Genomic DNA, 12,448 nt, shown 5'->3' with positions numbered 1-12,448 from the left:
AGATCTGCGATGAATCGATTTGAGATTGAATTTGGTGAAAGATTAAACCTTCACTAAAAACTGGAATCAACTTACACAGATTAATTTACACCCTCCAATTGGAGCCGCAATTTTTTCTCAAGAGGTCATATTGAGAAGATTTTCTAAAAAGAATATTCTCCCTATTTTGATCGGCACTTTTTCATCCTACGCCCTGTCCTATCTCATTTTAGGTAATCATCGTTTTTTTCCAATTGATGATCCTTTTGAATTTTCGATAACAAACCTAGGACTTTGTATTTTATTGGGTAGTCTGTGCGGTGTATTTATTTCTCTATATATGTATCTGATTCCAACAATGGGCCAGTTAGCAAAAACTATTAATATCAACCCTCAATTTAGACCACTCATTCCCGCCATCATATTATTTCTTCTCTCACCCATGCTTCCGCATTTACTGGGGATCAGTCTGGGTTCCATTTCTTTGGCATTAGCAGGGAAACTTTCCTTGAGCTTATTAATTATTTTATGTCTTTCCAAAATCATCCTAACCCCTCTCTGTCTTGGATTTGGATTTTTTGGCGGTGTTTTTGGTCCTGCTCTATTTATTGGCTCTATGTTAGGTGGTGCAATGGATGTGACGTTTAGTCATGGTGGTCATTTGTTTTTAGCTATTGGTGCTGCAACCATGATCGCATCAACAATAGGTGCACCGTTCGCCAGTGTCCTTATTATTTTTGAACTAACTGGAAATCACATGATTGCTCTTTTTTCTATTATCAGTATCTTGATCGCATACTCAATATCAAATCGACTGATTGGTAAATCTATCTTTGATTACCAGCTAAAAAAACGTGGCATTCAATTATCTTAACTTACTCAAACCTTCTAGAAACTGGGCTCTCATCTCCTTACAAAGTGACTAACTGTTCATCAAAGCCTATTAAGGTGAGTGAATCCTAGATAGAGTGAGCCTAAAGAGTCTGGAATCTCGCCCACAATAACTACAATTGAATACAGTAAATATATTTTTGGTAATTTTGGACTGCCTACCATCATTCGAAGGTGCAAATTTATGCTGCCTAGGCCGTGTGCACTATTACCTCTTATCTAAAAGTCTATCATTTGCTCAATTTAATTTTTGAGAGCAAAATAATTGTACCAAGACAAAAAGTCTCTCAAGTTACTAACAACTACATTAATTACAGTGGAAGATGGTGGATGCATTGTCTTTAACAGTTGGCCACCCCATTATGAGCAATATCCATTAATTTAATTTTCCAATCAACTTAACCGCCTTGACCATACGATCTCCGTCTTCTTTGGCAAATTTTTTAAATTCAGGTTGATCAAGATATTCATAAATCATGCCCCGTTGTTGCATCACTGATTCAAGCTCACCTGACGTTGCTGCTTCACGGATAGCGTCACGTAATACCTTAACAATCGAGTCAGGAGTACCTTGTGGAACAAATAATCCATTCCAAATATTAAATTCAGCATCGTATCCCGATTCACGATAGGTAGGTATATTCGGTAAGATTTTGATTCGCCTCGGACCAGAGACCGCAATGGCTCTAACTTTTCCTGATTGTATTTGAGCCATCGCAACAGCGGGTATCGCAGTTGTTATTTCGACTTGACTACCTAGTAAAGCCATCATCGATGGTCCACCACCTCCAAAAGGTACTTGTACTAAATTAATACCAGCCGCTTGTTCAAACATCACGACGGATAGATGGATGGGACCAAAATTTCCTGAAGAAGAATAGTTAATACTTCCTGGCTTTACTTTTGCCGCTTTCACCACATCTGCCAATGTATTCCAAGGAGAATTTGCATTGACCAACATGACCATTGGATCATTTGAAATCATCCCAACGGGAATCAATTGATCAACTTCATAGAGTGAAGTTTTACCTTGAACTCGCTCTGCTTCAGGGGAAACCATGATAGAAGACAATCCCATCAATAAGTTGTAACCATCTGGCTTTGATTTTGCGACATATGAATTACCAATCTGACCAGCAACTCCGGGTTTAAAGTTAACGACCACTGGTTGTTTTAATATTTTTGTCAAAGAATCTGCCAAAATTCTGGCATTGACGTCAGATGATCCCCCTGGAGGATTAGGAACAATCAAATTAATAGGTCGTGTTGGATAAGGTTCTTCTGCAAATGCGTAATGTGTGGCAAAGGATAAAAAGCTCAATAAAGCAAGCATCAGTTGTCTGATCATCATATGTGTCTCCATCTTTATTTAAAGTAAATTTATTCTATAGTCTTTTCGGATGAAGAACTATAGGTACCTCTACTCTTTTGCTAACTTTCCAAATTATTTCTCCAGCAAGGACCATAACTCAGCTCCCAGTTGGTCTTTCCAGCTTTGATAAAATGAACCTGTCAAACAGTCGCTAAACGTTTGAGTGTCTGCTTCATTAAATATCATGCCTTTTGTGGCAAGATCTTCTTCTAACTGGGTATTGAGTGCTATCGTGTGGGTTTTTTGTCGAGCTACGTGAATTTTGATGTTATTTTGAATGATTACTTGAAGATTAGTTGGTAAACTTTGCCAAAAAGGTAAATTACCAATGAGATTAAACCCCGACCACACATGCGAAGTTTTTGATACGAACTTAGTAACTTCATGCAATTGAAGTGAGTCGAGAATCGCTAGTGGATTTTCTTGAGCTTTGACCTTACCCGTTTGAAGAGCGTCATATAGTTCTATAACAAATAAGGGCAAGGGATTCGCCCCAAGTGCTTTAAAAGTATCTGCGAATACTTGCCCCCATTATTGGCGCATACCTCGATAAATACCTGTCCATCTGTTTGCTCGAAGATACTGCGCCATAAATCAATTAAGAAAGGATGTATATGACTTTTTTCTGGTTGGTAATGGTATTGATAACCATGCCATTTAGAAGAAGGGGGGGAGTCCCATCAATCAAAAATTTGAAATTATTTCGTATCTGATTCAATCTTGGCTTCAGTAACAATACGATCGAATTTTTTCATTTCACCTTGAAAATAAGCCTGAAATTCTTCTGGCGTTCCACCCTTTGGAAAAATTCCTTTTGCTTCTAACTTAGACCTTATCTCTGGATCGTTCAGTGCTGCCTGAAAGGCCTTGTTGAGACGCTCCACAATATATCTTGGTGTATTGGGTGGTAAGAAGACCCCAAACCACGTATCAATTTTAACTCCAGGAAAACCCATCTCTGTCATGGTTGGAACATCTGGTGCATCTGGTAAACGATTTGGCGCTGCAACCGCTAACGCATGTAGTCGGCCAGATTTCATTTGCGGTATGGCTAAGGAGGTGGTCTGAAAAGTAACTTGTGTTTGCCCCGAAATAGCAGCAGTAACTGCCTCAGGAGATGATTTATAAGGAACATGGGCCAGCTTAATCTTTGCCTCCAGATTAAGTAACTCACTCGCTAAATGCCCCATTCCCCCGACACCCCATGAAGAGTAGTTATAGGTTTCTGGAGGTTTAGTACGTACCATCTCCACATACTCTTTGAGATTTTTGGCTTTGACTGCGTCATTAGCTAACAAGATGAGATACACATTTCCTAAGTAAATAACAGGTACAAATTTACGTGAGTCGTAATTAGTCTTACGTAAAAATGGATTTGCCGCAACCGATGCCGATGAAAAAATGAGCGTATAGCCATCTGGTTTGGCATTGAATCCAGCCTCCTCACCGAGAACACCATTGGCTCCTGATTTGTTTTCAACAATCATCGGTTGCCCTAAATAATTAGTAATAAAGGGCTGAATTGTCCTAGCAAAAACATCTGATGTGCCGCCTGCCCCCATCGGTGTAATCCAAGTAATTGGGCGACTTGGATAGTTAGCATCTTGAGCGAATACGCTTTGACTAATCAATAGTAGCGATGATGCAAGTAATGTATTCAGGATTTTTTTCATCATCAGTTTGCCTTTAGTTTATTGTTATATTCATCAACACACATCATCTGACATCTCATCTCAATAAGTAAAGCGATTGGTCGTTTTAAACTGGCAGATATATCAAATGTGAACTAATTGTCGAAATATTAGCATGATTCAAGAGAGTATTTACATCTTATTATATGCATCCTATTGTGTTGATTGTTGATGAGTTTCCGTACTTGAATTGTGATGCAGGTGGTCGATAACCAAGTGAGCTAATAGGCCTGGCTTTGAATTCTTACAACACCCCCTTCATTCGGGTTTGTATTAATTACTTAAGTGATTAATCAATGTTATGGTTAATTTAAATTTTAGGAGGCAATTATGAGAATTTCTATCAAAAATCAAAGTTCAATATTGAAGGTGTTCTTTTTATCCTTCTTTTTTATTTTTTCAAATGCGTTCGCTGAATTTAACATGACAGTAAATGCGGATAGACTTATAAATGCTGCTAATGAACCTCAAAATTGGCTCTTAATGAATGGCGATTATTCTTCAACGCGTTACTCTAAACTAACCCAAATCAATCGTCAAAACGTACAAAATTTAAGAATGGTTTGGGCTTTAGCTTTAGGAGGCATGCAAGATAATGGAGCAAATGGGCCTGAAAATGAAGTGAATCCATTAATTGATAATGGGTTCATGTATACAACAGATGGATGGGGTACCGTTTATAAAATAGATGCCAGAAATCAAAACTACGGAACCTTTGTTTGGGTTTGTGACCCTGGTGTAAGCCATAAAGGTAATGTTCCACGTACTCGCGGAATTGCACTTTGGGAAAATTTAGTAATTGCCAATTTACCAGACGGTAGAGTAATTGCAATTAATAGCGAGAATGGAGAGATTGTTTGGGACAAACAAATTGCCAAAAAAACTGAGTTCGATAGAATGGAAAAATTCTTTACCGCCCCTATAGTTGCTGACGGTAAGGTGCTGGTTCAAAATGGAGCAGGAGATGGCGGAACTAGAGGGTGGGTTGCAGCCTTAGATGCAAAAACAGGCAATGAGTTATGGCGTTGGTATGTAGTTCCAAAACCTGGAGATCCTGGCAGCGAGACTTGGAAAGACGACCATAATGCTTGGAAAACAGGTGGCGGTGGAATTTGGCAAACTGGTTCTTATGATCCAGAGTCAAAACTTTATATAGTCGGCACAGGAAACCCTTATCCTATTTACGATCCGCAATTTAGGCCAGGTGATAATCTATATACTGACTCTGTAGTTGCTATTGATGTTAATTCTGGAAAAGTGAAATGGCATTTTCAATACACTCCTAATGACTCATGGGATTATGATGAAGTTGGAATTCACATGCTTTTCGACTCAAAGATTGATAATGAAAACCGTAAGGTAGTGGCGCATTTTGGAAGAAATGGTTTTTTCTATTTGCTTGATAGAGTTACAGGAAAATTTATAAAAGCGACAAAATATGTGAATGACCTAAATTGGACAGCTGGCATTCATCCCACAACAGGAAAACCATTAGAGTACAGTCCTAAGCTTGATATTCAAACCTATAATCCCAAAGCACGAGCACTTCGAGGGGATGGTAAAAAAAGAGCCTGTCCAACCTGGCATGGGGGTGTGGCACACCAACCTACAGCATTTAATCCCATTAAAAACATCGCTTACGGCGTTGGAATAGAAGGTTGCTTCACTCAGAACGGTGCAGAAGTAAAGTCAAAGTCTAAAGATGGTGATGTTGATATGAAGGGAAGTGAAAAAAGAGAGTATTCAAGTGACCTATACTATGGAGCTGTCACTGCTTTTGACACTAAAAACAATAAAGTATTAGCTAAAGCAGTTACTAATATCGAAATTCGATCTGGTGCTACTGTTACTGCAGGAGGGGTATTATTTACTGCTTTACAAGATGGTTGGATCATTGCGTATAACGATGAAACCCTTGAAGAATTATGGCGCTTTAATGTGGGAACAACTCTAAAAGGATCTCCAGTTACCTATTCGATTGGACCAAAGCAATATTTAGCAGTTCAATCAGGAGGAAGGCATCTTCATCCAGTAAAATTCGATAAGTTAGAAAACTCAAGTTATTTATTTGTCTTTGCTTTAAATTAATCTGCAGCTTGAAGTGATATCTTTATTGAGTTATTAGCCCACAAAGGGGAGGATTGCCTCCCCAAAATTGAACGCACTTTTCTTGATTCATTTTGCCTTGCTTAATTACTTTTGCAAACAAAAAATCAACGATAGCTTCAATTTCTCGATTTTGTAAAGTAGCCGGTGGATCTGGCATGGGGGTTGCACTCATTTGCGATTTTAATAACCCATAACATCTTCCGTCACTGTATGCTAAGCGATCAAATGCTGGCATGTTATTTCCTGGTCGCCCACACTTTATAGCAGTAACTACCATGTCTCGATCTAAGGCTGACTCCCTTAAATTTGCACCATCTGGCATTTGATTATCTGTTTTACGTCCATCTCCAGACCAACCATGGCAAGATTGACAGTTAGCTTTATTAAGAAATAGATCCATTCCAAATTCAATCGAGGTATTATCTAAGGCATAAACTAAATGGATGGAAGAACATATACCAAAAATAACAAGATACCTAATAGTTTTTAATAAAACTTTGTACTTTGGAATGAACATTAAATCTCTCCTTTTTTTAATTATTCTAAAATCACACCCCTAACTTCATCTCATCACCTGAACCGTTGTAATTTAGGATCACATCAGATGTAAGCTTTTCTATGATAAATCATTAAAGAAAAAGCTTGATTAATACTCAGTATTAGCCACATGAACATGGTATGAGGTAATTAACAGTGTTTCATAAAGCCCATACCCCGATTATGGTGAAGAGCCGTTGTTTTGTGGTCTTTGAAACCCTAATTTGGTCTGCCCAGCACGATTCGAACGTGCGACCTACGGCTTAGAAGTGTTTGCGGCTGTATAAAAATACAATAAATTCAATACTTTATAAACATTTTAAAAAATGTGTACGTATCTGTGTACAGATTATTGCTTAAATAATACTTTAAATTTAGTAGTAAATGGTTTGCAGTCTTTTAAGAAACTTCATAGCAATAAAAAACATTAGGGGTCATTTCTAAAGCCTTTTGATTCTCACAATTTTTTCTTTAATCGCAATAACTCTAGAAATTTAATCATCGTTCGTCAAAACAAAGCTAATAGCAAATTCGTTAACCTTAACTTAAGGTTAACTAATCTTCAGGATCTTTATTGCTACTGGAGTTGTGTCTTTAAAACCCGTCATAGTCCGTTGCCTCATACTAAATCATCTTACACAGATTAATTTACATCCACGCCCCGCACGATTCGAAAGTGCGAACTTAGGCTTCAAAGACCTTGTCGATAATTACCTAATATCTACAAGGCTATCATTTGCTCAATTTAATCTTTGAGAGCATAATGAAATCTATTCAAGGAGTTTTAAAATGATCAATTGGTCAAACTGTCAAGTTGTCGAGAGTGCTAAAGAACGTGTTAGTGGTTCTTTGGTATTTGCAGGCTCGCGTGTACCAATTGCTGCGCTTTTTGAAAATCTTGAAGATGGGATTACCGCTCAAGAATTTACTGAAATTTTCCCGGGTATAAAATTAGAACAAGTCAAAGCAGTGTTAGATTTCGTCGCTAAAAATTCATTATATGCGGCGTGAAAATATTATTTGACCAGGGCACGCCCGCGCCTTTAAGGGAGTTCTTACCAAAACATGAAGTTCTAACTGCTTTTGAATTGGGTTGGTCAACTCTCAAAAACGGTGAATTACTTGCAGCAGCAGAGTCTGAAGGGTTTGAGGTCTTTGTAACAACAGATACAAATCTTGGCTATCAACAAAATTTGGCAAATCGTAAAATAGCAATAATTGTTTTGAAAACTACTAGTTGGCCAAGAATAAAACTATCTGCTGCAAAAATAGTTAATGCAATTGATCATGCCTTAGATAATCAATTCCTTGAAATTGACATCCCCTACACCAATTAGAGTTTGAGTTTTGGTCTGCCCAGCACGATTCGAACGTGCGACCTACGGCTTAGAAGGCCGTTGCTCTATCCATCTGAGCTATGGGCAGTATGAGGCTAAAGCCTTGCTATTTTGAAATATTATTATAGTTAATGACTTAACTTGGGAATAAGAATTTGGTCGGGGCGGTGGGATTCGAACTCACGACCCTCTGCTCCCAAAGCAGATGCGCTACCAGGCTGCGCTACGCCCCGAACAATCTAAGATTCTACTACGATTTTAATTTTATTACTAGTATTTATTTTCTTAAATTCACAATTTGTTGCCAAGCCTTATCTGACAGGTCTTTTCGTGCAACCTCACCTTGAATTGGCTTACCGATACTTAACCGAACCTGTAGCGGAGCATTCTTGATCGTGTTATTAATAGACTCAAGCAAACCCATATCACCAATAAAAGCCGTTGCTGTACTAAATTCACCAGTCAGCGGATGAAAATAGGAAATAGCCGTAGGTAGACAAATAGTTTGCGAATCAATCACCGCTTGAAATAAGTTCGGCTTAAATTTAAGCACAGATAATCCATCTGATGAAGTACCTTCTGGAAAAACACAAATGCGATCACCGGCTTTTAAAGCTGTTGCCATCTGTACAGAAACATCTTTTGAATGGCCTATTTTTTGCCTATCAATAAAAAGAGTATTAATTTTTTTTGCAAACCAGCCAAAGACTGGCCAAGATGCAACCTCTTTTTTTGCTACAAATCGCACTGGAAATAATGCATTAATGACGTGAATATCCAACCAGGAAATATGATTGCAAACGATTAAGTGTGATTGAAAATTTTCTGGAATTTCACCTTGAACTTGTAAATCAATTTTCAGGATTTTTAATAATCTACCACTCCAATTTTGCAATAATACTTGCTGCTCAACCAGATTTTTCTTAGGGTATAAAAAAATCACCGTCAAAAATCCACGAATAATATGCTCAATAATTCTTAAGTAGCTAATGACGATCATTCAAGTCTCTATTCAATTATTTCGTTTAACAAAAATGCCTTAATTCTGCAATAATTCCGTCATTTTTCTATGGCCTAATCTTCAATATGCACTATCGCACCATATGGATTTCCGACATACATTTAGGCACTGCTGGCTGTCAGGCAGACTACCTTCTTGATTTCCTAAAGCACAACGAAGCAAAAACATTTTATCTCGTTGGAGACATTATAGATGGATGGCGTTTAAAAAAATCTTGGTACTGGCCACAAGCACATAATGACGTCGTGCAAAAGATTCTCAGAAAAGTTAGAAAAGGTTCTGAGGTTTTTTATATCCCAGGAAATCATGATGAAGCGGCAAGACAATTTATCGGCATGACCTTTGGTGATATTCAAATCAGAAACGAGATGATTCATGTTACCGCTAATGGAAAACGGCTATGGATTACTCATGGCGATTTATTTGATAGCGTCATGCAATATGCTAAATGGTTAGCATACTTAGGGGACTCTGCCTATACCCTAATTCTTGTTATCAATCGCATGTTCAACAATATTAGAATTAAATTAGGCTTGCAGTATTGGTCACTCTCTCAATTTCTCAAACACAAAGTTAAAAATGCGGTAAGTTTTATTGCTGACTTTGAGGCGATCATGGCGAGAGAAGCGCGCAAAAGAAAATGCGATGGTGTTGTTTGTGGACATATTCACAAAGCAGAAATCAGAGATATTGACGGCTTACTATACTGCAACGATGGTGACTGGGTTGAAAGTTTAACTGCTTTAGTTGAAACTTTTGATGGCGAATTAAAGATTATTCACTGGCCCCATATTTTGCAAGAAAGTGCCGAACCTAAAATCGAACCGATTGTGATTAATTCTTTTAATGGGTTCCCTCTAACAAACCCAACCACACCCGAAGTTTTATCATCGAAAGAAATTCCTTTCGGCAATGAACTTGTAACAGAAGATAATCAACGATAGAGCAACTATTTAATGAAGATCTTAATCATTACCGATGCGTGGGAACCACAAATTAATGGTGTTGTTAGAACTTTAAAACAAACCAAACGAGAACTTGAAGAGATGGGGCACGTCGTTGATATTTTGTCGCCCCTAGAATTCAAAACCATTCCATGCCCAACCTACCCTGACATTTCCTTATCGATTTTTCCGGGAAGGAAAATTGCTCGCCGTATCAAATTATTTAAACCTGATGCCCTCCATATATCTACCGAGGGTCCTTTAGGCTTGGCGGCTAGATCCTATGCTGTTAGGAATAAATTACCGTTTTCAACGGCATACCACACTCGCTTTCCTGAATACGTTAAAGCAAGAACCGGAATTCCGGTTGCTGTCACTTATAAATTTTTAAAATGGTTTCATCGAAAATCATTGGCCGTGATGGCCCCTACCCCAACAGTTAAAAAAGACCTAGAGTCATATGGATTTACCAATGTAGTTCTTTGGAGTAGGGGTGTCGACTTATCAAGATTTGAGGTGAAAACCTCAGATAAATTAAGTGGTACTAGACCCATTTTTTTAAATGTTGGCAGAGTTGCCGTTGAAAAAAATATTGAAGCATTTTTAGCATTAGATTTGCCTGGCTCTAAAGTCGTGATTGGAGATGGGCCATCACTACCCTATTTAAAAGAAAAATACCCCATGGTTCAATTTCTTGGCGCTAAAGAACAGTCTCAACTGCCGGAATATTATTGCAGTGCTGATGTTTTTGTATTTCCAAGCAAAACAGATACCTTTGGACTAGTTCTATTGGAAGCAATGGCATGTGGATTACCGGTAGCAGCTTATCCCGTTACAGGACCGATTGATGTAATTGGTCAAAGTGAATCCGGCGCATTGCGAGAAAATCTAGAAGAAGCCTGCTTGGCTGCTCTCAAAATTTCTAAAGCAGAGGCTCGCAAGTATGCCGAAGGATTTTCTTGGCAAGCGGCTACCGAACAGTTCGTCAAACACCTTCAGCCGGTCCCACCGGGCCTCGTAGAAGCCAGTAGTGATTTCCCACTATGAACAAACCGGAAGATTATTCATTTGAAAAAAACCCTCATAAAGGTAATAAAGGTATTACCCGAGCAATCAAAGCTAGCATTAACTCCTGGCATGGGCTGGTATTTGCAATCAAAGAAGAAAGTGCCTTTCGACAAGAGTTAAGCTTAGTTGCAGTTTTATTACCAATCTCTTTATGGCTTCCTTTGAGCCCTGTTGAACACGTCTTACTAGTATTGGTTTTGGTATTGGTTTTAATTGTAGAGTTGCTAAATTCAAGTGTTGAAGCAGCGATTGATCGCATTTCGTTCGACAACCACGGTCTTTCTAAAAGAGCAAAAGATTATGGTTCAGCGGCTGTAATGCTTGCCCTCATTTTATGTCTAGTTACTTGGGCATACCTATTATTTCCACTCCTAAAAATATGAACTATTGCATTTTTTAATGAAGCTCAATTTTAGTTTGTCATATCCGTGCAACTATTTGTTAATACAATGAATCCATTAACAGGAAAATACCTTTAAAATGAAAGAATTACCAAATCCTCTCCAGTCGTTAAACTCCATCGGTGATGGTTTGACAACTAAAATCGCAGGTAAACTGACTAAAAAACTTTCTGGTATTCAAAAGTTGAATAAGTTTCCCAAATTATTTCCTTTAAAAAAGCTCAAATCAAAAAAGAAAAATTCCAAAATCAAGGAACTAAAGAAAACAGTGAGTGAGTTACCCAGTATTTCAGAAAACGAAAAATCAAAATCTAATAAATCAAGTCCGATTCAAGTTTATATCGCCCGAGATTTAGATGAGATTAAAGAGGCACAACGCTTGAGATATCAGGTCTTCGCCGAAGAAATGGGTGCTACTCTTACGCATCATGAAGAAGGGTTAGATGTTGACGAATTTGATACTTATTGTGATCACCTGATTGTCAGAGATACAGAGACACTCCAAGTGGTTGGCACCTACAGAATTTTGCCTCCAGAACAAGCCAAGCAAATTGGCCGTCTATACTCTGAGTCTGAATTTGATTTAACTAGACTACAGCATCTTTTTCCCAATGCAGTGGAAGTGGGTAGATCATGCGTCCATCAAAACTACCGCTCGGGTGGAGTAATTATGGCCTTATGGGCTGGCCTAGGCTCTTATATGAAGCAACATGGCTATGAGATTATGCTTGGTTGTGCAAGTGTCCCGATGGGTGATGGAGGACATTATGCTGCCAGTTTACATAGGGTGTTCAGTGAAAAGAGTTTAAGTCCCCTTGAATATAGAACATTCCCGAAACTCCCCTTGCCGTTAGATAAATTAAATTCAGATCTTGAAGTGGAACCACCTCCCCTGATCAAAGGTTACCTTCGCATTGGGGCTAAAATTTGTGGCGAACCAGCATGGGATCCTGACTTCAATACGGCTGACTTCTTAACGATGTTGAGATTATCTGATATTAACCCACGTTACGCTAAGCATTTTTTGACCAACCATTAAGCGATTCATTCGAGAGCTACTGATGCATGAATCAGTAGCTCAGACTCATTTGATTTTCA

Annotated in this window: 12 protein-coding genes, 2 tRNA genes and 1 pseudogene; 8 read left to right on the top strand and 7 right to left on the bottom strand. The window is 38.4% G+C overall.

Annotated features, from left to right (window positions below; translation table 11 throughout):
* The first annotated feature begins 79 nt into the window (after positions 1-79).
* Positions 80-853 (top strand): chloride channel protein, encoded by a 774-nt coding sequence (locus tag B8983_RS07475; RefSeq protein ID WP_084283511.1) that lies wholly within the window; start codon positions 80-82, stop codon positions 851-853.
* 393 nt (positions 854-1,246) lie between these two features.
* Here B8983_RS07475 and B8983_RS07470 read toward each other — a convergent pair whose 3' ends face one another.
* The 3 genes and pseudogenes from B8983_RS07470 to B8983_RS07460 all read right to left on the bottom strand — a co-directional run bounded on the left by B8983_RS07470 (position 1,247) and on the right by B8983_RS07460 (position 3,918).
* On the bottom strand, positions 1,247-2,221 hold the full coding sequence (locus B8983_RS07470; RefSeq protein WP_159460846.1) for a tripartite tricarboxylate transporter substrate binding protein: 975 nt from the start codon (positions 2,219-2,221) through the stop codon (positions 1,247-1,249).
* 93 nt (positions 2,222-2,314) lie between these two features.
* A pseudogene (dctP, locus tag B8983_RS07465) lies at positions 2,315-2,752 on the bottom strand (TRAP transporter substrate-binding protein DctP); the annotation flags it as partial.
* A gap of 188 nt (positions 2,753-2,940) precedes the next feature.
* Positions 2,941-3,918, bottom strand: coding sequence for a Bug family tripartite tricarboxylate transporter substrate binding protein (locus B8983_RS07460; protein WP_084283508.1), 978 nt, complete (start codon positions 3,916-3,918; stop codon positions 2,941-2,943).
* 345 nt (positions 3,919-4,263) lie between these two features.
* Between B8983_RS07460 and B8983_RS07455 the strand changes: the two genes are divergently transcribed.
* Positions 4,264-6,021 carry a pyrroloquinoline quinone-dependent dehydrogenase gene (locus B8983_RS07455; protein WP_084283507.1) on the top strand — a complete coding sequence of 586 codons (1,758 nt, stop codon included), beginning with the start codon at positions 4,264-4,266 and terminating at the stop codon, positions 6,019-6,021.
* 22 nt (positions 6,022-6,043) lie between these two features.
* Here the strand turns inward: B8983_RS07455 and B8983_RS07450 are convergent, their stop codons facing one another.
* Positions 6,044-6,442 (bottom strand): c-type cytochrome, encoded by a 399-nt coding sequence (locus B8983_RS07450; RefSeq protein WP_159460845.1) that lies wholly within the window; start codon positions 6,440-6,442, stop codon positions 6,044-6,046.
* 926 nt (positions 6,443-7,368) lie between these two features.
* Here B8983_RS07450 and B8983_RS07445 point away from each other — a divergent pair.
* Positions 7,369-7,590, top strand: a complete 222-nt coding sequence (locus B8983_RS07445) for a DUF433 domain-containing protein (RefSeq protein ID WP_084283505.1) — start codon at positions 7,369-7,371, stop codon at positions 7,588-7,590.
* Positions 7,587-7,916: a DUF5615 family PIN-like protein gene (locus tag B8983_RS07440; RefSeq protein ID WP_084283504.1), complete on the top strand. Its 330-nt coding sequence runs from the start codon at positions 7,587-7,589 to the stop codon at positions 7,914-7,916. Before B8983_RS07445 ends, B8983_RS07440 begins: the two co-directional genes overlap by 4 nt.
* A gap of 11 nt (positions 7,917-7,927) precedes the next feature.
* Here B8983_RS07440 and B8983_RS07435 read toward each other — a convergent pair.
* The 3 genes from B8983_RS07435 to B8983_RS07425 all read right to left on the bottom strand — a co-directional run bounded on the left by B8983_RS07435 (position 7,928) and on the right by B8983_RS07425 (position 8,916).
* A tRNA-Arg gene (locus B8983_RS07435) sits at positions 7,928-8,004 on the bottom strand.
* 68 nt (positions 8,005-8,072) lie between these two features.
* Positions 8,073-8,149 (bottom strand) — tRNA-Pro (locus B8983_RS07430).
* Between the two features lie 44 nt (positions 8,150-8,193).
* Positions 8,194-8,916: a lysophospholipid acyltransferase family protein gene (locus B8983_RS07425; RefSeq protein ID WP_084283503.1), complete on the bottom strand. Its 723-nt coding sequence runs from the start codon at positions 8,914-8,916 to the stop codon at positions 8,194-8,196.
* A gap of 86 nt (positions 8,917-9,002) precedes the next feature.
* On the opposite strand from B8983_RS07425, the gene B8983_RS07420 reads away from it, so the two are divergent.
* From B8983_RS07420 to B8983_RS07405, 4 genes are all read left to right on the top strand, one after another.
* The gene (locus tag B8983_RS07420) at positions 9,003-9,881 is read left to right on the top strand and encodes a UDP-2,3-diacylglucosamine diphosphatase (RefSeq protein WP_084283502.1); all 879 of its coding nucleotides are present in this window, start codon (positions 9,003-9,005) and stop codon (positions 9,879-9,881) included.
* Positions 9,882-9,893: 12 nt separating this feature from the next.
* Positions 9,894-10,928, top strand: coding sequence for a glycosyltransferase family 4 protein (locus B8983_RS07415; RefSeq protein WP_084283501.1), 1,035 nt, complete (start codon positions 9,894-9,896; stop codon positions 10,926-10,928).
* Positions 10,925-11,332: a diacylglycerol kinase gene (locus B8983_RS07410; RefSeq protein WP_084283500.1), complete on the top strand. Its 408-nt coding sequence runs from the start codon at positions 10,925-10,927 to the stop codon at positions 11,330-11,332. The genes B8983_RS07415 and B8983_RS07410 overlap by 4 nt, the downstream gene beginning before the upstream one ends.
* 304 nt (positions 11,333-11,636) lie before the next feature.
* Entirely contained in the window at positions 11,637-12,389 is a 753-nt protein-coding gene (locus tag B8983_RS07405) for a GNAT family N-acetyltransferase (protein ID WP_439650339.1), read from the top strand.
* Positions 12,390-12,448: the final 59 nt, after the last annotated feature.

The sequence above is a fragment of the Polynucleobacter kasalickyi genome (assembly GCF_900176405.1).
Lineage (GTDB): Bacteria > Pseudomonadota > Gammaproteobacteria > Burkholderiales > Burkholderiaceae > Polynucleobacter > Polynucleobacter kasalickyi.
Note: the sequence above shows the minus strand (reverse complement) of the source record. Positions and strands in the feature narration are given on the sequence as shown.